This is a genomic window from Berryella intestinalis, assembly GCF_000814825.1.
In the GTDB taxonomy this organism is placed as follows: domain Bacteria; phylum Actinomycetota; class Coriobacteriia; order Coriobacteriales; family Eggerthellaceae; genus Berryella; species Berryella intestinalis.
The window spans coordinates 1,290,752-1,310,590 of the sequence record NZ_CP009302.1; the positions used below are offsets into that span (position 1 = coordinate 1,290,752).

Annotated in this window: 15 protein-coding genes, 2 tRNA genes and 1 other RNA gene; 16 read left to right on the plus strand and 2 right to left on the minus strand. The window is 62.9% G+C overall.

Annotated features, from left to right (window positions below):
- The first annotated feature begins 18 nt into the window (after positions 1-18).
- The 7 genes from trpB to ybaK all read left to right on the plus strand — a co-directional run bounded on the left by trpB (position 19) and on the right by ybaK (position 4,001).
- On the plus strand, positions 19-1,203 hold the full coding sequence (gene trpB / locus JI75_RS05690) for a tryptophan synthase subunit beta (RefSeq protein WP_039689448.1): 1,185 nt from the start codon (positions 19-21) through the stop codon (positions 1,201-1,203).
- Positions 1,196-2,011 carry a tryptophan synthase subunit alpha gene (trpA, locus tag JI75_RS05695; RefSeq protein ID WP_052241637.1) on the plus strand — a complete coding sequence of 272 codons (816 nt, stop codon included), beginning with the start codon at positions 1,196-1,198 and terminating at the stop codon, positions 2,009-2,011. The genes trpB and trpA overlap by 8 nt, the downstream gene beginning before the upstream one ends.
- A 221-nt stretch (positions 2,012-2,232) precedes the next feature.
- A complete protein-coding gene (locus JI75_RS05700; protein WP_039689450.1) occupies positions 2,233-2,475 on the plus strand; it encodes a glutaredoxin family protein in 243 nt (80 codons plus the stop codon).
- 138 nt (positions 2,476-2,613) lie between these two features.
- A tRNA-Pro gene (locus JI75_RS05705) sits at positions 2,614-2,690 on the plus strand.
- Positions 2,691-2,767: 77 nt separating this feature from the next.
- Positions 2,768-2,841, plus strand: a tRNA-Gly gene (locus tag JI75_RS05710).
- A 59-nt stretch (positions 2,842-2,900) separates the two neighbouring features.
- Complete coding sequence (gene rdgB / locus JI75_RS05715; RefSeq protein ID WP_039689452.1) at positions 2,901-3,506, plus strand: RdgB/HAM1 family non-canonical purine NTP pyrophosphatase; 606 nt, start codon at positions 2,901-2,903, stop codon at positions 3,504-3,506.
- Positions 3,507-3,515: 9 nt separating this feature from the next.
- Positions 3,516-4,001, plus strand: coding sequence for a Cys-tRNA(Pro) deacylase (gene ybaK, locus JI75_RS05720; protein ID WP_039689454.1), 486 nt, complete (start codon positions 3,516-3,518; stop codon positions 3,999-4,001).
- A gap of 129 nt (positions 4,002-4,130) precedes the next feature.
- Here ybaK and JI75_RS05725 read toward each other — a convergent pair whose 3' ends face one another.
- Positions 4,131-5,828: a L,D-transpeptidase family protein gene (locus JI75_RS05725; protein ID WP_052241638.1), complete on the minus strand. Its 1,698-nt coding sequence runs from the start codon at positions 5,826-5,828 to the stop codon at positions 4,131-4,133.
- 220 nt (positions 5,829-6,048) lie between these two features.
- Positions 6,049-11,715: a VaFE repeat-containing surface-anchored protein gene (locus JI75_RS08815; RefSeq protein ID WP_052241639.1), complete on the minus strand. Its 5,667-nt coding sequence runs from the start codon at positions 11,713-11,715 to the stop codon at positions 6,049-6,051.
- Between the two features lie 264 nt (positions 11,716-11,979).
- On the opposite strand from JI75_RS08815, the gene JI75_RS05735 reads away from it, so the two are divergent.
- From JI75_RS05735 to JI75_RS05770, 9 genes are all read left to right on the plus strand, one after another.
- On the plus strand, positions 11,980-12,258 hold the full coding sequence (locus JI75_RS05735) for a hypothetical protein (RefSeq protein ID WP_039689456.1): 279 nt from the start codon (positions 11,980-11,982) through the stop codon (positions 12,256-12,258).
- Positions 12,259-12,260: 2 nt separating this feature from the next.
- Positions 12,261-12,725 carry an SsrA-binding protein SmpB gene (gene smpB / locus JI75_RS05740; RefSeq protein ID WP_039689459.1) on the plus strand — a complete coding sequence of 155 codons (465 nt, stop codon included), beginning with the start codon at positions 12,261-12,263 and terminating at the stop codon, positions 12,723-12,725.
- A gap of 97 nt (positions 12,726-12,822) precedes the next feature.
- Positions 12,823-13,233, plus strand: a complete 411-nt coding sequence (locus tag JI75_RS05745; protein ID WP_052241640.1) for a hypothetical protein — start codon at positions 12,823-12,825, stop codon at positions 13,231-13,233.
- A 128-nt stretch (positions 13,234-13,361) separates the two neighbouring features.
- Positions 13,362-13,724, plus strand: a transfer-messenger RNA (tmRNA) gene (ssrA, locus tag JI75_RS08945).
- Between the two features lie 1,280 nt (positions 13,725-15,004).
- A complete protein-coding gene (locus tag JI75_RS05750; RefSeq protein WP_039689461.1) occupies positions 15,005-15,226 on the plus strand; it encodes a helix-turn-helix transcriptional regulator in 222 nt (73 codons plus the stop codon).
- 138 nt (positions 15,227-15,364) lie between these two features.
- The gene (locus tag JI75_RS05755; RefSeq protein ID WP_039689463.1) at positions 15,365-17,182 is read left to right on the plus strand and encodes a phage/plasmid primase, P4 family; all 1,818 of its coding nucleotides are present in this window, start codon (positions 15,365-15,367) and stop codon (positions 17,180-17,182) included.
- A gap of 13 nt (positions 17,183-17,195) precedes the next feature.
- Positions 17,196-17,516: a hypothetical protein gene (locus tag JI75_RS09240; protein WP_205911720.1), complete on the plus strand. Its 321-nt coding sequence runs from the start codon at positions 17,196-17,198 to the stop codon at positions 17,514-17,516.
- Between the two features lie 301 nt (positions 17,517-17,817).
- The gene (gene mobC / locus JI75_RS05765; protein WP_039689466.1) at positions 17,818-18,276 is read left to right on the plus strand and encodes a plasmid mobilization relaxosome protein MobC; all 459 of its coding nucleotides are present in this window, start codon (positions 17,818-17,820) and stop codon (positions 18,274-18,276) included.
- Positions 18,276-19,802, plus strand: a complete 1,527-nt coding sequence (locus tag JI75_RS05770) for a relaxase/mobilization nuclease domain-containing protein (protein WP_039689467.1) — start codon at positions 18,276-18,278, stop codon at positions 19,800-19,802. The genes mobC and JI75_RS05770 overlap by 1 nt, the downstream gene beginning before the upstream one ends.
- The last annotated feature ends 37 nt before the right edge of the window (positions 19,803-19,839 follow it).

The window sequence follows — 19,839 nt, forward strand, 5'->3', positions numbered from 1 at the left end:
GGAAAGGCAGGTCCACCCATGGAAAACGGGCGGTTCGGAATCCACGGGGGGCAATACGTCCCCGAGGCGATCGTAAGCGCGCTGAACGAGTTCGCCTGCGCCTACGATCGCTGCACGCGCGATCCAGAGTTCAACTCGGAGCTCGAATACCTGTTCAACCAATACACGGGGCGTCCCAGCCGCCTGTATTTCGCCGAGAACATGACGCGCGACCTGGGCGGCGCGAAGGTCTACCTCAAGCGCGAGGACCTCAACCACACAGGAGCGCACAAGATCAACAACGCCATCGGCCAGGCCCTCGTCGCCAAGCGCATGGGAAAGACGCGCCTCATCGCCGAGACGGGCGCCGGCCAGCACGGCGTGGCCACGGCCACCGTCGCCGCTCTTCTGGGTATGGAATGCGCTATCTACATGGGCAAGGAAGACACCGAGCGGCAAGCGCTCAACGTGTACCGCATGCGCCTTCTAGGCGCCGAGGTGGTGCCCGTGACCGAGGGGACGGCCACGCTGAAAGACGCCGTGAACGTGGCGTTCGGCGAGTGGGTCAAGCGCATCGACGATACCCACTACCTGGTCGGATCGGCGGTGGGCCCCCACCCCTTCCCGCTGGTCGTCCGCGACTTCCAATCGGTCATATCGCGCGAGGTGAAAGACGAGCTCTTGCGGCGAGAAGGGAGGCTTCCCGACGCAGTGATGGCCTGTTTGGGCGGCGGGAGCAACGCCATCGGTTCGTTCTACCACTTCATCGACGAACCGTCCGTGCGCCTCATCGGATGCGAGGGGGCCGGACGCGGGGTCGGCTCCCCCGACACCGCGGCGACGCTGACCACAGGGCGCACCGGCATCTTCCACGGGATGAAGAGCTACTTCTGCCAAGACGAGAACGGCCAGATCGCACCCGTATATTCGATCAGCGCCGGGTTGGACTACCCCGGCATCGGCCCCGAGCACTCGATGCTGAAGGACTCGGGGCGCGCCCAGTACCTCGCCATCACCGACGAGGAGGCCGTGAGCGCCTTCGAGTACCTCGGCCGCACCGAGGGCATCATACCCGCCATCGAAAGCTCGCATGCCATCGCCGGCGCCCTGAAGATCGCTCCGACCATGCGCCCCGACGAAATCCTCGTCGTAACCGTTTCAGGACGCGGAGACAAAGACGTCGCCGCCATCGCCCGCTACCGGGGGGAGGACATCCATGACTAGCATCGAAACCACCTGCGCCGCCGCGCCCGACCGCGCGCTGCGCGCAGCCGAAGACCGCATCGAGCGGGCCTTGCGCGCAAACGGCAGGGCCTTCGTCCCCTACGTGGTCGCAGGGGAGCCGACCTTGGAAGAGTCGGTGCGCCTCGTTGCGGACGCCGCCGAGAGCGGAGCCGACCTCATCGAGGTGGCCGTGCCGTTTTCCGATCCCACCGCGGAGGGGGAAGCCACCAAGCGGGCGGGCCTGCGCGCCTTGGAGCGGGGCACCTCTCCCGACGACGTGTTCCACCTCGTGCGTTCGGCCCGCTCGGCCGGCGTATCCTGCCCCATCGCCTTAGTGTCGTACGCCAACGTGGTGTTCTCCTACGGAACCGACCGCTTCATGCGAGCGTGCGCCGAAGCGGGCGCAGATGCGGTCATGTTCCTGGACGTCCCGCTGGAGGAGCGATCGGAGTTCGCCGGGCCCGCAGCCGAGCACGGCATCTGCATCCCCAGCGTGGCCTACCCCGTCTCGGAGGATCGCTTGAGGGCGATCGCCCGGGCATCCGAAGGGTTCGTCCAGCTCGTATGTCCGCCGGGACTGCCCGAGCAGCAGGCGCGCGCACTCGTCGAGACCATGCGGGAGCACGCATCGATCCCGGTTGCCGTGGCGCATGAGAACGCGAGCCCCTCCCAGGCGGGCAGCTTGGCCGCCATCGCCGATGGGTTGGTCGTCAACGCTGAGGTCACCGAGCGCATGTTGGAAGAAGGCCCCGAATCGGTGCGCTCCTACGTGCGTGACGCGGCCGGCTGCGTGCACGCGTCCCGCTAACCGGTCGGCCCGGGATGCCGATAGCGACACCGAAGTTCCGAAAGGCAAGGCTCGGCGGACTCGGCCTCGGAAGCCGCCGCACCCCTTCGCGCTACGGCCGGCCAACAGTCGGACAACCGTAGCCTGCACGGGGGACCGTCTGGGAAAACGCCGTGATACACTCGAATCCGCCTGATGGGCAGGCGCTTGGAGATACGGCTTTTTCGGAAAGGACGGCGACTATGGCCAAACTCGAGAACCACGTCCTGTATTGGCGGCCCACGTGCCCGTTTTGCGTGCGCGTCGTAAACTACCTGGACGAACACGGCATCGAATGCGACATGCGCAACGTGCTGGAAGACCCGACCGCCTACGACGACCTCGTCGTTATCGGCGGAAAACGGCAGATCCCCTGCCTCGTGATCGAGGGACGGGCGCTGTACGAGTCATCCGATATCATCGAGCACTGCGCACAGCACGCCTAAGAGCAGCGCGCGAACCGCCCCGCCAGCCCTGCGGTTCGCGTGTCGGTTCGGCACGGTGCGGACAGAGCGGGCGTCGAAGCCGCGCAGGGTCCGTCGGCGCGCAGGCGAACTCTGCTATACTGGTTCGGCTGAATTCGTCGGGATGTGGCGCAGTCTGGTAGCGCGCCTGCTTTGGGAGCAGGATGTCGCAGGTTCGAATCCTGTCATCCCGACCATTACGGCAGTTTTGCATTTCAGGTAATTGTCCTTGCTGTAAACGGCATTTAGGGTACAATGACCTACGCTTTGCAACGCGGGTGTAGTTCAATGGTAGAACTCCAGCCTTCCAAGCTGATAACGCGGGTTCGATTCCCGTCACCCGCTCCACGATCTCTCGAAGGCCAGCCGCTCGGTTGGCTTTCTGTCTTTTCGGGGAAAGGAACGTCATGAAAACCGTCGTCATCGCCACGAACAACGCGCACAAGGCTTCCGAGATCGCCGCCGCCCTCCCCTTCGAGTCCTGGGAGTTCAAAACCCTCGGCGAGATGGGCATCGCATCGGACCCCGACGAGACCGAAACCACCTTCGAGGGCAACGCGCGCATCAAGGCGCTTGCCGCGCGCGCGGCAAGCGGAGGGGTAGCCGTGCTCGCAGACGACTCGGGGCTCGAGGTGGACGCCCTCGGCGGCGCGCCGGGCGTGTTTTCCGCCCGCTACGCCGGCGAGCACGCATCCGACAAGGACAACAACGACAAGCTACTCGCCGAGCTCGCCGAAGTTTCAGATGAGAAACGCACTGCGCGTTTCGTGTGCACGCTGGTGTTCATCGACGAGGACGGCAGCGAGCACGTCGCCCGCGGAACCGTGGAGGGCCGTATCGGGCGGACGCCCCGAGGCGATGGGGGGTTCGGATACGACCCGTTGTTCTGGCCCGATGTGTTCGACGGGAAGAAGACCCTGGCGGAGGTGCCCCAGAACGAGAAGACTGCGGTGTCGCATCGCGGAAACGCCCTGAGGGACCTGAGGAGCCGACTCGAAACGGTCTACCGCTAAGGCGCCGATATGGGAAAGCACTCCGTTGAGAAAAAGACCAACGCACAGCGCGAAGTGGAGGCGAGCGGCTGCTCCTTCGCCTTCCACACGTACAACCCCGAACGCGCCCTGTCGGGAACGGAAGTAGCCGCCGAGCTGGGCCAAAACCCCGACCAGGTATTCAAGACGCTGGTCACCCGGGCTAAATCGGGCGCCCACTACGTGTTCATGGTGCCCGTGGGATGCGAGCTTGATCTGAAGAAGGCGGCGCGCGCCGTTGGCGAGAAGGCTGTCCAGATGATACGGGAGCGCGAGCTTTACCCGCTTACCGGCTACGTGCACGGAGGCTGCTCCCCGCTGGGCATGAAAAGGGAGTTCCCTGCGGTCGCCGACGAAACCGCGCTGCTGTTCGACCGCATCGTGTTCTCGGGCGGACGGCGCGGAGCGCAGATCGAGATGGCGGCCGACGACCTCGCGAAGCTGATCAGCCTCTCGTTCGCGGACATCATCGCGTAAGGCGCTTCCGGGCCACGCGCGGGCGGCCGACGCCCCGACGTCCGGCGCAAGCGGCCAGAACCGATTCCCTCGCCGGGAAAACCTCCGCCTTACGCGGGATTCGGGCCTCGGTGAGGGTGCGCGCCGAGGCTAGTAATGGACCACGACGCAGTCGCCCGACTGGATGATTCCGTAGAGCTCGGCCGCCTTCGAGGGGGCGAGGTTGATGCAACCGTGGCTGCCGAAGCCGTCTTTGTACCGCGTTCCGCCGAACTCCGCCTGCCACGGCGCGTCGTGGAACCCTATGGCGTTGCCCTCGAAGGGCATCCAGTACTGGACCTTCGTGGTGTAGATCTTCTTCTTGCCCTCGTATCCCTCGAGCGTCGAGGGGCTCTGCTTGGCGTTCACCCACCATACCCCCGGGGGCGTATCGTATTTCCCGTCGGGTTTGCCCGAAACGATATCGGCCTCCCAGATGATCGAACCTCCGTCGTAGAACCGCGCGTGCTGCTCCGACAAGTCCACATCGACGTAGCGCGAACCCCAGTCGGGGCCTCCGTTGACCGACGCCTGGCTTCCCTTGCTGGCAAACGAGATCTCGATGTCTTTCTGGGCGCCTTCCTTAACCCCTTCGACGATCTGCTCGTAGAGGTCCTCGGTATCGACCCGCCACCCGTACACGCCGCCTGAAACGGTCACTTCCTTGCCGTCGGGACGGGTGTAGCGCCGCTCGGACCCGACCGTGTTGTAAGCGGCCAGAACCTCGTCGATGCTCTGGTTGAGATCGTCTTCGTTGAAGGCGACCTCGTAGTCGTCGGATATCGAAACCGACTTCGATATCGATTGCGAGTCGATCCGCAGAAGCTCTTTGCCCTCGGTGGTCAAGCGCAAACTGGCAGACGACATCGTGGACGCCTCTTCGAGCGCCTCGGTGACGCGCGGATCGTCGGAGCGCACGGTGGGCTGCTCGAGCTGGGCTTCTCCGATCGATACCGCATCCTGCATCGAGACGACGGCTTTGCCCACCGCCTCCATAACCGCATCCGCATCGAGCCTGGTGCCCGTCTTCTCGGGCTCGATCACGAACGATTTCTTCCCGGTATCGTAAACCACTTGGGCGTTCGTCGGGGCGGTTGCGGTCTCGTTGAAGGCATCGACAGCGGATTTCACCGATTGCCCCAGATCAGTGGAGTTATACGACGCAACCAAAAGGTCACTGAGGTCGTGGTTGCGCTTGAACACGGAAACCGGCCACGCAAACGGGTTGAGACGCTCGTGCATGCTTTTGACCACGGCGTCCGCATCGATCTTCAAGCCCGCCTCGGAGGAGTCGGCCTCGTAGGAAAAGCCGTCGCCTTTCACCCGCACCTTGTACGAAGAGAGGCTGGAGTCGATCGCAGCGGAAACCTGATCGGGCGTTTTAAGCGACGCATCGATCGTGCCGATCGTGGTGCCCGGGTAAAACCAGTACGAAAACACCGCGGCGCCCGCCAGATACGCTACCAGAAGCAAACCGAGCAGAGAGCCGAGCACGATCGCCGCGATGCGGCCCGCAGAAGCCTTCTTCTTTTTACCGCCCGTCGCAGGATCGTACAGGGGGACGACCCCTTCCAAGAGCGGCTGCCCCTCATCGACAGTACCTTGCTTGGATGCGCCGACCTCGTTTTCCTCTCCGGTAGATTCGGGCGCATCGGCGTCGGCAGAGCCGGTTTCGGTGTAAGAGGCGGCAGCGGAGGCGCCTTCGGCAGAAGAGGCCGAAGCGTCCTGTTTCGCGGACGACTTCGACGGCGCACCGAAAGACGGCTTCGCGTGCTTGCCATGCTTGGGATGCTTGCTGCGGCCCCTCAAAGAAATCCAGGCTCCTTGATCGCATTCAGGTATTCGCACCATTGTAGCAACTGTTAGGCGCACCGCTGTCGCGCGTTGAGAACCTGACAGCAAAACCGCCCCCCGAACACAGCTTCGATAGAAGCGGTTCGGGGGGCGGTGAGCAATCAGGGGAGCTTTCACGCACCCTTCCGGTAAAAGGCGGGTTCACCCGGCATCCGGGCGAACCCGCGCATCAGGGCTAGCCGCGTCGGCGGCGCAGCGCCAGCATACCGCCGGCAGCCGCCGCCCCCGCACCGAGTGCCGCCAGGAAACCCCAGACGGTATCGCCGGTGCTGGGCATCACCGTCACGTAGCGCTTCGGGCCGTTCTCGCCGGGATCGACAGGCTCGCCCGGCTTGGACGGGTCGGGCGTCACGGGTTTATCGGGCTTGGGCGGATCGGGAACCTTCGGATCCTCCTTCGGGTCGGAAGCAACCGTCACCGTCTGGGAGCTGTCGCGCGGATCCTCGTGGCTTCCCGTCTGCAGCTCGTCAGGGTTGCCGTCCCCGTCGCGATCGACGAGGTTATCGATCGAGACGGCCTTCTCGAAGACGACGTAGGACGTGTCCTTCTCCAGGCCCTCGACCGTGCCCAGAGGCACCGTCCAGGAACCCGAGCCCGACAGGTCGGCCGTGCGGCGCACGGTGACCGTCACCAGCGGATCGCCGGTCACAACACCGTCTTTCACGGGCATGAGGCGCGCGGTGACCTCGTACTGCTTGCCGCCGTACAGGTTGGCGTAGTCGATCGTGTCGACCACGCTTGCGCCCTTGGCCGCCTCCGATGCCGTCAGCTTCGCAGCTGCCTCGGAAGACGCCGTCGAAGAGGCGGCCTTGACAGTGGTCTTCAGAGACGGGGTGTCGCCGTTGCCCGGGACGAAGGGCTCTTCCCCACCCGGGTTGTTCGGATCGGAGACGGTCACGGCCTGGGCCTTGTCCGAGGGATCCTCGTGACTTGCGGACTGGGGCGCGTCGGGCTGCTTGTCGCCGTTCGCATCCACCAGGTTCTCGACGGAAACCGCCTGCTCGTACACGACATAGGTGGCACCGGGCTTGAGCGCGGCCGTGCCCAGGTCGATGGTCCACGTTCCGCTGCCGGTTGCGGCGGCGACCTTCTGGACGGTCACGGTTGCCACGTCTTCGACGGGCCGGCCGCCTTCGATGCGCTTGAGCGTGGCCGTAACCTTGTATTCCTTGCCGCCGAACAGGTTCGAGTATGCGACGGTGTCGCTTACCGCCACGCCCGCCCCGGCGTCGGCTGCAGCGACCACGGCGACAGACCCGGCCGACGCCGCGACCCCGTTAGCCGACGCGGTGGTCTTCAGGGACGGCTTGTCGCCGCCGCCCGGGACGAAGGGATCCCCGCCGCCCGGCGTGCCCGGATCGGGGTTCACCACGAACGTCTGGGAGTTGTCGGTGGGATCGTCGTGCCTTGCGGTCTGGGGAGCGTCGGCGACCCCGTCGCCGTTGCCGTCGACCAGCTTCTCGAGGGAAACGGCGTACTCGAACACCACGTAGGAATCGCCCTCGTACAGATCGGTCGTCTCTCCCAGGTCGATGGTCCAGGTTCCGCTGCCGGAGCTATCGGCCACCTTCGTCACCGTCGTGGAGAGCACGGGGTTTTCGAACAGGGCGCCGCCCGTGATGCGCATGAGCTTCGCCGTGACCTTGTAGGCCTTGCCGCCGTGCAGGTTCGAATACTCGACGGTGTCGCTCACCGCCACGCCCGCGGCAACGCTGCTTGCGGGGACGGGGGCGGGCGCCGCAGAAGATGCGGCTGCCTTGCCGGCGGTCACCGTCGTCTTGAGGGAGGGCGTGTCGCCGCTTCCGGGAACGAAGGGATCCTCGCCGCCCGGCGTGTTCGGGTCGGGAGCGACCGTCACGGTCTGGGCGGTATCGGTGGGATCGTCATGGGTTGCAACCTGGGGCTTGTCGGCGATGCCGTTGCCGTCCTCGTCGACGAGGTTGTCAACCGAGACCGCTTCCTCGAACACGACATAGGTTTTGCCGGGCTCGAGCTTCTCGACTGCGCCGAAATCAAGCGTCCAGGTACCGGTTCCCGTATCGGAGGCGGTGCGCACCACCGTCATATCGACGATGTTGCCCACAACCTGGCCGCCCTTGACTTCGACCAGGCTGCCCGAGAGGCGGTACGCCTTGCCGGGAACCAGGTTCTTGTAGGAAACCGTGTCGACGACGACCACGCCCGCGGCAGCGTCTTGCGCGCTCACCGATGCGGGAGCCTGCGCAGACGCCGTGGAGCCGGCCGCACGCACCGTCGTCGCCAGAGCGGGGGCGGACGCATCGGGCGTCTCGACCGTCACCGTCTGGGAAGGATCGGTCGGATCCTCGTGGGTTGCCGACTGGGGAGCGTCCACAACCTTGTCGCCATCCGCATCGACGAGCTTCTCGATCGAAACCGCCTTCTCGAACACGACGTAGGAAGCGCCAGGCTTCAGCCCGGTCACCTTGCCGAAATCGATTTCCCACGTCCCCGCACCCGAGGCGTCGGCCACCATCTCGACGGTTTTGGCAACGATCGGCTTGGCATCGGCGGCCACGCTGCCGTCGACAACCTCGAACAGGCGCCCGGTCACCGCGTAGGTTTTGCCGCCGACGAGGTTCTTGTACGCAACCTTGTCCACGACGCCGACGCCGGGCATGGCCTGGGCGGCGCTCACCTTGGCGGGAGCGTCGGCCTGGGCGGTCGACCCACCGGCCTCGACGGTAGTGGAAAGATGGGGAGCGCTGGGATCCCCGGAATCGGAACCCGGATGCGTCCGGTCGAGAACGGTGATGCGGTCGCCCTCGACGATGACGTCGCCGCTGGTCTGCGTGCCGAAGAGGGCAACGCTTCCGTCGTCTCCGACCGCGAATTCGAAGTCGGTGACAACCTTGTAGCCGCTGGGAGCCGCCACCTCATGGAAGGTGTACGAACCGGGGCCCAGATCGACCTTCTTGCTCTCCCCCGCAACCGAGACCCACGTCGCAACGATGTCGGAGCCCTTCTTGATCTCGATGTTCGCTCCGGCGATCTCCTTGCCGCCCAGATCGACCTTCGAGAAGATCACGCTCTTCGAGGAGACCGACACGACGAAGGTCTGGGAGACGTCGTTGGGGTTCTGGTGCGAAACCGTGTGAGGCGAGGTGGGTTTTCCGCCAGTCGAGGGGACGATCAAGTTATCGATGGAAGTCGCGCTCTCGTACACAACGTAGGACTTGCCGGCCTCGAGCCCGGAGACGTCGCCGAAGCTGATCTCCCAGGTGCCCGACGCGAACCCGTCGGCCCCCGCCTTGCCGGCGGCGAGCATTTCGGTCTTGCTCGCCTTCGCCGCGCCGACGGTCTTGCCGTCTGCAACCTCGTACAGCTCCGCGCTCACCGCATACGTGCGCTCGGGAGCAAGGCCGCTGTACTCGATAGTATCGGACACCGACACCTTGCCCTGCTCGTCGAGGGTCGTCTTGGCCGAAGCCGCAGCGCTCGACGTAAGTCCGTTGGCCTTGACCGTGGTCTTCAGCTCGCCCTTGAAGTCGATCGGGGCGTTGCTCACGTTGACCGTGGTGACGCTGTTCGCCACCGAGGCGGTCCAACCGGCGCCTTCGGGGATCTTAACGCCCGAAGCATCGACGGTGAACTCGAAGAACGTGCCGTTCGCCGGGGCGGCGTACCCGAGGGGCGCGCGAACCTCGACCAGACGGTACGAACCCTCGGGAAGCTGCAGGCGCACCGTGCCGTCTTTGCCCGGAGCGGTCCACTCATGCAGGTTCACCCAATCGCTGCCGCGCTTGATCTGCACCGACAGCACCGCTCCTTCCAGGGAGGCGCCCTTGGCGTCGTGCTTGTTGAAAACCACTTCGCCCTGGGGCTTGGTCACATCGATCATAACGGTCTGATCGAAGCTCTGGGCATCCGTGTGCTCGGCATACGGGCTCACCGAGGCGTCGGGGCGGACGGGCTTTCCATCCCCATCGGTCTTCACTTGATCTTCCCGATAGATCTTCTCGATCACGGTGAAGGATGTCTGCGCATTGACGTCGATGCGGGACTTGTCGATGTTGACCACCACATCGGCGGTTCCGTCCGGCTTGCCGTCCGGAACCTCGAACTGGACATAGCCGTCGGAGTAGACCTGCTCGCCCTCGTGGTTCTTCACGAACGTGGCAAAGGCGACGTACCAGCCGGGTTCGAAGCCGCGGTACTCGATGCGGTCGGAAACCGCCATCGAGACGGGTGCCGCATCGAACTCGGATCCGTCGTAGAACAGGCGCTTGCCACCCGCGTCCTTCCAGGATGCGGTGGTTTTCACGCTCTTCTCGCTGGCGTTGTTCAGCGAGATCTTATTGCCGGTCACGGTGACCGCATCGCCGAAGACCCCGTTGATCGGCGTGATGGCGCCGTCGGATCCCACCTGGAAGGCGAACGAGCCGGTGTTCTTCACATACCCGGCGGGGGCCTCGAGCTCGGTCAGCTCGTACTCGCCCGGAGCGAGGTCCAGCTGCTTGGAGACGAACGCCTCGGAGGTCCACTCGATGGGCTCGTTGACCCCGGCGGGGGTCTTCTGAAGCCTGAACTTGGCTCCCGCGATCGCCTGCGTCGAGAAGGCGCCGTCCTTCATGACGCTTCCGGTCTTCTCGATGCTGATCGGATGCGTGTTGTTCTGGCTCTTGTAGTCGAACACCACGATCACGTCGGCGGGAATCTCCTGGAGCTTGTCATCCCACTTGTAGTTATTCCAATTGATCGCGTCTTTGGAAATGAGGCGCGCGTTGGCGCTGTCCACCGTTCCGGTCAGCTTGACGCGGCCGTTCGAATCGAACGTGTAGTCGACGGGATCGGCGGAAGAATACCCGTTCGGCGCGGACTCTTCAACGACCCGGTAGGCGTGGTCGCCCTCCCAGAACTGGAAGAGCCAGGCATATTTCTGGGTATCCCACTTCACCTCGAACGGAGGGGCCGAAGGGTTGTCCTTGTCGGTGAACGTGACGACGCCCTCCTCGTAGTACATGCCCATCTTGGCCCCGGCCAGGCCCTCGGTATTGCCCTCGAGAACCGAGACGAGCTCTGCGTCGGACTTGGTTCCGTACGTGTTGCCGTCGAGCTTTATCACGCGCAGATAATGCTGGACGTTGTTCGTCACGCGCGCGGTCACGACATTCTGCTTGCCGAAGCGCCACCAACCGCCGGCGGCATCGTAGGAGCGCACCTCCACCTTCTTCGAGGCGGGGATCATCGAGGGCTCTTCACCCTTCGCAATGCGCTCGATGCGCTGCACGTAGGAAGCGGGAAGCAGGTTCGGCATGGTGGCGTTATCACTGAAATGCCAGATGGCCTGTTGGATCTGCCAATACCACAGCTGGTCGCCCTGGGGCGTGCTGGGGAACAGCGCACCCAGCTGCTCGCGCCAGCCCTCGGGGTCCTCATGGAACACGAAGAGCAGCTCCTGGATGGCCTTGGCGGTCTGCTCTTTGTTCAGGGGCCTGGACGCAAGGAACGTCGAGAGCATGTCCTCGACGTTTTTCAGCTCGTTTCCGACATAGTAGTACTTACCGTCGAAATAGGGCTGGTTCCCATTGGGATTGTTCGGATCCCCGGGCAGATAGAACCCCGGATAGCTGCGGCCGTTGTTTATGCAGAAGGCCCAGTCCTCCGCCACCTGGAAATCGGAGGTGTACACCCTCAGCTTGTTGGCGGGGTCCTGCACGTGGTACACGCCGTTGGGCGACTCGGCCCGTCCGGTGTTGGCCCATCCCGCAGCGTTGGCCGCCTGCGACCCGATCGGCAGAAACGCCGACACGGCCACGGCGACGGCGAGCACTGCAAGCGCCAGCGCGCAATAGAACCCTGCGCCTATCTTCCTACTTCGCAACGCGTCTCCTTTGTTGAGTTTGCAAATTCACCATGAGTATTATAAGCGGCGATAAACCGTTGCGTCTCGGTGGTGGAGGAGAAAAGTAACCATCGGCGATATTATTTTGTAATCGCGAAGGAGCAGGACCGTTCCCGCTTTCCGCCGAATCGAGCCGATCCCGCGGCATGCGCGACGCAGGATCCGCGATCCCGCCGCGCGCGAAGCCGGCGCCGAGCCGTCGTGCTATCATGCCTTTTACGTTTTCGCACGACAAGGAACACCATGACGACGTATCTTGCACATTACCAATCGCCGGCGGCCGCCGATTCCCGCGCCACCGGCTTTTTCGAGTTCGAGAGCGACGCCCGCTGCGGCTCCCGCGAGAACGCCAACCACGCGCGCCTGCGCATGCTCGAGCTGTACGGCAAAGAGGCCGTATCGTGGAGCATCGACAGGATCGAAAAGAAGAAGGCCGCGACCGAAGCGCTGGACGGCCAGCTCGAGCTGGACTTCCGCCCCGAGAAGAAGAAACCGCGCAAGGCGAAGAAGGAGTACTGGTAGGAATGAAGCGAGAGCGCAAGCTGATCGCGCGCAACCGCCGCGCGTTCCACGAGTACGAGATCCTCGACCGGTTCGAAGCGGGCATCGAGCTCACCGGCACCGAGGTGCGGTCCCTGCGAGAGAACAACTGCCAGCTCACCGATTGCTTCGCCCTCATCCGCAAGGGCGAGGTATGGTTGAACAACGTGCATATCCCCCCGTATAAAAACGGAAACCTCGCCAACCCCGACCCCGATCGGCGCCGCAAGCTGCTGCTGCACCGCAACGAGATCCGCATGCTGGAGCAGAAGATCAGCGAAAAAGGTCTGGCGCTCGTTCCCACCCAGATGTATTTCAAAGAGAATTCCCTGGTGAAGGTCGAGTTGGCCCTTGCACGCGGGAAGAAGCTGTACGACAAGCGCAAAAGCATGGCCGAGCGCGACACCAAGCGCGAGATCGACCGCGCGCTCAAGGAGCGCAGCCGCTAGCGCCCGAAGCGCCCCGCCTGCACCGCCCGCGTGGCAGAGGAAACGCAGGCCGAGCGCTTCCCCCGAGAAACCGAGACGAGCAACCAGGAGGTTCTCCATGACCGAGCAGACCGAGAGCGCAAAAGCCGACCAGGCCGAACAGGAAGCGGCGACGGCCGAACACGAGCACACGTGCGAGGTGTTCGAGCTGGAATACGACGAGAAGGACATCCTCTACTACCTGGTCGACGAAGAAGGCAACGACGTCGGATTCGTCCTGCCGGGAGAAAATGGCGAGGAGCTGGAATACTATTACGCCACTGAGGAGGAGGCCGCCGAACTCGAAAGCGAGAAGGCCGCTGCAAAACCGAAGGCGAGCGGCGAGGCCCTGTTCTCGAAAGAAGAGGTCAAGGCTGCGACGGCCGGCATCAACGGCATCTACAAAGAAGGCCGCGAAACGGTCGGCGAGCTGAAGGAAGTCTACGACGACATCAAGGGCATGCTCGACTTCAAGAGCTTCCTCAAGTAGGTGCGAGCTCGAACGCCGCTGTTGACAGAGCGTTCGCAGCGCCTATAATGGGCAGTCCGCATCGGGTATCCGATGGCACTTTGACAAGGTGGGGCTTTTCACCCTCGACGGCGTTGCGCCGAAACGACGGGGGCGACTGGTTTCGACATGGTAGGTCTGACGTGAGGAGCAGGCCGTGGTCTCCTCGCCACGCTAAACAGGGGTACAGTCAAATTAATTGGCGAAAAGAACTACTCTGGGCGTTACGCCCTCGCTGCTTAATTAATTAGCGGCCGTCAACCTCGGATCTTCCCCGCTCCGAGTGCGACGTCATTTCAGGGGAATGCTCTTGCGCATGTAGCCGGTATGGCGCAAGCTAAGATCAAACCGACTCGAATCGGCAACGTCTGTCAACGAACCGAGCCGCTTTTAAATCCGATCGCTGAATAAGCTTGTAGAGCCTGACCGAGGATCTAGTATGGACCGGAGTTCGATTCTCCGCGCCTCCACCAAAAGAGGAAGCGTCGAACTCTTCTTTTACAAGAATGAGTTTGCGCTTGTGTATAGATTTGGGGACGCCTGATGGCGTCCCCTTTTCGTTTTCGTTGCCGTGAAACGCCGTATTTTGCGTTTTAAGGCGTTTTAAGCCCGAGGGGTACACGAGTCCCCAACGGGCTTTTTTCGTGCCTTAAAACGGCTCTGAAGCGGTCTGAGGGTATTCGAGCGCCTTTGCGCATCTCGCATCCGCTCGATGCAAGGGTGGCCGCCCTGCGGGCGGCAGTCGGATGTGGGCGGACGTACAGAAGGGGTGCGGCATGGGCTTGGGAGGTTATGCCCGTTTGTGCGCTCCGTCGTTCGTGCACATCCCCGTCTGGTCGGCAACTACGGCGCTTCGCGCCTCCGTTGCCTTCGAGAAAGTACGCATGAGGTATGCGAAACCGTATCGGATGGTTTCCATGCTTTTTTGCGTACCCAATATGCGATGAGGCGAGCCGAGGGCGCAGCCCGAGGCGTAACTAGCCTGCATTGAGGACGCGAAGCGTCCGAAATGCGCACCTGCTTAGGACAGAAGAATCACCCGTCCCCTCGTTTATGAGCGTTTTGCCTGACCACATGCTGACCAGATGACCAGAAGAAAAAATGATGTGGTCACCATCTGGTCAGCCAAATCACTAGGCGCCATCAGGCTTTTTGCAATTCCTGACCAGATGACCACATAATTTAGGACTTATTTTTAAAAATTGAAAAGGACTACGTAATACGCGTAAATAAATAAAGTTTGTCGGATTTTATCTGGTCATCTGGTCATGTGGTCAGAACGAAAAAAATCCCTTGATAAAAGAGGGGATTTTCATTTCAAGAGCTGACCAGATGCCATTTTGATGTGGTCACACATGTGGTCAGCCCTCACGTGTACCTCTTGTTGCAGTCGCTGCTTTCCGGGCGGTGCGGAGGGTTGCTTTTCGAGCCTTTTCCATTCGTTTATGAGCGGAAATAGGCTCTGAACTGCGGTGACGGGAAAATTGATATTGCTTCAATTGTCTCAATGGTGTACAATGGAATGCATATAGATGAATGGCTCAGCACCCGTCCCGTCCTCGATGCGGGGTTGCTATCGGGAATAGGAGCCGAGCGCTCGGTCGAATAGGCCGTGCGTCACGGGCGAAACAACGAACACGAAGCTCCCGTGGAAACCGAGATAGGCAAGGCTTTGCGCCTCTGTCCCTCTTCGGTTTCCACGGGAGCTTTTTTTGTTTCGCGAAAAGGACTTTGAACATGGAGGTGGCTGGTTATGGCTAAAGGAAAGAAGCAGGTAAAAGAGGTAAAGCCCTCTTACATGACGACGCGCGAGGTGGCGGCGTTCCTCGGTTTGAGCGCGGGAACGCTCTGCACTTGGCGCTATCAGGGCAAGGGTCCGAGCTACTACAAGGTCGGAAACGCGGTTCGCTACAAGATTGACGACGTCGAGGCGTGGAAGAACGCGAACGTGAAGCACGTCGAGCTGACGAATTAAGGAGGTGGGAATATGGAGGCAAAAGAAAAGAGCAGTTCCCCCGCCGCCACAGCAAAGGGAACCGCTCCGTCTAACTATAAATATTATAGCTCATTACCGCCCATTTTTCAAGTATCTGACCCGCAGACAAAGGATGAGATGAAGAGGGGGCGTGCGTATGACGAGGGGAATCAGGGCGAGGCGTACAACCCTGACTACCTGTACGGCGGGGAGAACTATCACAAGGCGCTCAGCGATGTGGTGAGCTATGTGCTGCGCGGCTGCGCGGGCGATGGCCTGTCCGCTCTCTCGGACGTCGTGGTCAAGGTGACGAACGCCCTTGTGGCGTGGGTCAACCTGTCCGAGCCGCCATCCAATCCGGAGGCGGGCAAGATTTACGGCAGGGGCTTTCGCTGGCCGAGGCTCAAGAGCATCGACCCCGTGCAGGCCGCCGAGCTGGTGTTCGCGCAGGAGGTCATCCGCATGGTCTGCGTCAAGGAGACCGTGGACAAGCCGACCTCGGAGGGCGTGTTCGCTATGTACGACCCCGACGAGGGGATTTACCGCGAGATTGGCGACGGGCAGATTGACCTGTGGTGTCAGGAGGTCGTGGGCGCCGTGAACGGCAACTGGAAGAAGAACTTCGTCCAGAAGCTGCACGACATGGCATCGCGTCGGGAGAACCGCGTGTGCGAGTGCGACAACCCGTCTCTGGTCTTCATGGCCAACGGAATCTGGGATTACGAGGAGCGCGTCCTGCGCGAGTTCTCCCCCGAGGTCGTTGCTCTCAGGAAGAGCGCCACGCGCCTCCCCGACAAGGAGCCGCCCGTCCCCGAGCACACGATGCCGGATGGCTCGAAGATTGACTTCTGGCAGCTGCTGGACTCCTACGCCCCCTACGACGGCGGGCGCGATTTGCTCGTCAAGGTGGCGGGGGCGTCCCTGCGCAGCTACCACAACTGGCGCGTCATGGTGACCTTCCACAACAGCACGGGTCACAACGGGAAGAGCACCTTCCTCGACTGCCTCAAGTCGCTCGTCGGCTACGACGGGTGCATGACCTCAAGCCTCGCGCTGCTTGCCGGCGGCGGGGATGGCGGGCGGTTCGGCGTGTCGAACATCGTGGGGGTCTCCCTCATCACGTGCGAGGACTCCGATTCGGGTGCATACCTGAAGGACAACTCGCGCCTGAAGTCAATCATCTCGCATGACGCGATAGGCGTGGAGCGCAAGAACAAGGGCATGTTCGACTACACGCCCCACGCGCTGATTGTCTGCGCCGCCAACGACATCCCGAAGACCCGCGACAAGGGGGACGCTTGGCTGGCCCGTAACATCTACGTCCCGTTCGCGGGGCAGTTCGTCGGCAAGGCCGACGACAAGACCATCCGCTCCGAGTGGGTCGTGTCTCCCGAGTTCTGCGAATACCTGGCCTATCAGGCGCTGGTGAAGTGGGACCGGTATTACGAGCTGCCCGAGCCTAAGGAGGCCGCGCAGCTGAAGCACGAGTGGGTTCTCGGCAATGACACGGTGGCTGAGTTCTGGGAGGACGTCAAGGATTCGATTACGGCCGACTTCGTGCCGAATGATTACCTGTCCATGCGCTACGACGAATGGCTGGACGCGGAGCACAAGGGCATGCGGATGCAGATGAGCCGCAAGGCGTTCACGGCCCGAATCGTCGAGCTTGCGTGCTCCGACGGCGAATGGACGCAGAGCAAGGACGCGAGCGGGTCCGTCCTCAAGACGAGCTGCGAGAAGTGGTGCCCCGGCTTGAAGGCATACAGCAAGCGAGCTGCCGGTTTTGGCGGCGCGGGCGGATGGGTCCCCTTCCTGGGCAGACGTCGCGGGATTTTCCGCACGGTCGTCCTCGATTACTGCACAGCCCATGGCACGACTCCCGCAGACCTCGGTGCCGGTTACGCGGCGGTGAGGGAGCAGCTTGGCCTTGCGACGGATACAGAAGACAACGATTAAGGAGGAATAGATTATGGCAACGAAGAGGTTTGATGACGTGGCCGAGAAGGCACGTGCGTTAGAGGCTCAGGCGAAGAAGCTGCGCCGCGAGGCGCAGGCCGCGAGGACGAAGGCTTACGCCGACGCGCTCGTGGCGGTTTTCCCGGAAGTGAAGGACATGGGTTCGGCGGAAGAGGTCCTTGATTTCGTCAAGGGGCTGAAGCCGGGCACCGGACACGGAACGCCGGTTGCGCGCGCCGCTGGCGCTGCGGATTCCGGTCATGTTCTGACCGCAGAAGCTGGAGAGTCGTCGGAAGCGCACGGCGGTTTTTCCGGCGCGGCCTACCAAGGGTAGCCGTGCCGGGTTCCACCGAGGGATTCGGGTTCCATGTCGGACAGGGGAAGTCGTTCCCGTGTCCGACATGGACGGGCGAGGCTCGGTGGACAAAAGGCGGGGGTTCGAAGGGGACGGCGCAGCCGCCCCCTCGCAAGCTGACGGAGTAGGACAAATTGCGAGAATCGCAATTTGTACGTACGGAGTCAATGCTTGCTCTTTTCCCCTTTGCGCAGAGACGTTGCGAGATTAGCCGAAAACGGCATTTCGGATTGTCCGCCGCAGGCGGGCGTTTCGGATAGCAGCAAAGGAGGTGTTCCGCATGGCGGAAACGTATGAAAAAAGAAGCGGGAAGGCGACGCGCCAGAAGTACGTGAAAGACCGCCGTGACAAGGTGGTTCAGGTGCGTATGAACGACGCGGAGCTTTCCCTGCTGGACGAGCGGCGCGGGACGTGCTCGCGTTCCAATTTTCTTCGCGGTGAGCTGTACGCGAGTCGGTACGCGCCGCCCAGCCGCGAGGTGGTTCTGGACGTCCCGGCCCTGGACCGTGTCCGTGTCGAGCTGAACCGCATCGGCGTCAACATGAATCAGATTGCCCGTGCGCGCAACCGGCGCTTGAGCGGCATGGGAGTGCTCGACGCGGTGCGTGAGGAAATGAGGACGAAGGACGAGGCGGAAGCGTTCCGCGAGTTCCGCGATTCGGTGGACAAGCTCCGGGCGCAAGTCGAGGGACTGCGTGCGGATTTGCAGGCGTACGTGGAGACGGGAGGTGATGTCTGATGTCAACGACGCATGTGCAGTCGCTTCCGAACGTGCGCGGGCGTATGTCGTACACCGAGTTCGGCGAGGGAAAGCGCAGACGCGCTCATCTGGAAAACGGCACGGACCGCATCGCCGCGCAGATGGGCGACGCCGCCTCAAGAGGGGATTTCATTGTCTACTGCGAGGGGCAGAGGCATCGCCACCCGAACGCGGTCAACGAGGGCTACGAGCTGCGCATCTCATGGGCGACCGACGAGCTTGACCCAAGCAAGGCCGACGACATCCAGCGTGGCATGGAGTACGCGTACACGCTGTGCCACGAGCTTGCTCCCGACTCCATGTGCTGGGTCACCATGCACGTGGACGGCGAGGGAGGCTGCGTGCACGCGCACGCGACCATTGCGAACCACGACGCCCGTACCGGTCAGGTCATCAACAAGGGGGACACGAGCCTCTACGCTCCGCGTGTGAAGGCGGTCAATGATGAGCTGAGCCGTGAGAATGGTTTCTCGGTGCTCGGGGCGGACAAGGAGATGTCCCTCTGGGAGCAGAAGCGCGAGACGTTTTCGCCCGGTTCTTTCGACCGGCGTCTCGGCGACAAGGTGGCGGATGCCCGCGACCGCTCCAGCACGCTGGACGAGTTCAGGCGCAATCTTGAGTTGAGCGGCGTGACGCTGAAGGAGACCGCGAAGACCGACGGGAAGACCGGCGAGGTCACGACGGGATGGTCCTACAAGGCTGTGGACGAGTGGGGACCGAAGCGCCGCACCCGCAAGCGCCGTGCCTCCAACCTCGCCGACGACCTGACCCGCGAGGGCATCGAGGCGTACTTCGAGGCGAAGCAGCGCGAGCTTGAGGCACCCGAGCAGGACGCCCCGGCACCGGAAGTCCTTCCCGACGTGCCCGAGACGGCCGAACCGGCAGAACAGCCCTCTGCGGATTTCGCTCTCGACGTGTACGACCTCGACCGGGCGTACGTGTCGGAGATGGCGTCCGACCTTCAGAGGGCGCACATCCACCGCTCACGCGAGGCGGGCGAGTCCTTCATGGACGAGCGCTACGAACGACTCGTGGAGGCGCGCAACCACCCGGACGAGCAGCTGGCGAAGCTGCGCGAGGACGTGGACGCCGCGAGGCGCGAGTTCTATGCCTCCAAGGAGGCACGCGACACCATGCAACACCCGTTTCCGGGGCTTCTGGCCGGCATGCACGTGTTCGCCAAGGCGGGGCGCGACGCCCGTGACCCCGTGTCCCGCATGATGGCCGACATGACCGCCATGATGCTGCGCATGATGATTCAGGAGGCGCTCGCGGAGGAGCGCCGCCAGCAGCGCGAGGAGGCGGAGAGGCGCGTCTACGAGTCCCGCAGGAGCATGTGGGATGCCGAGAAGCGCCTCAAGGCGGCGGAGAAGGCGCTGTCCAACGAGGACGAGCGCGAGACCAAGGCACACGCCAAGACCATGCGGGCGCGCTATGCCAGGGCGCGAAGTGCCAGCCCAAGCACGCCGAGGTCGGCGGGCAAGGACACGCAGTTCGGTGAGTAGCCGAAAAGATGAGGGAGCAGCGTCAAGCTGCTCCCTT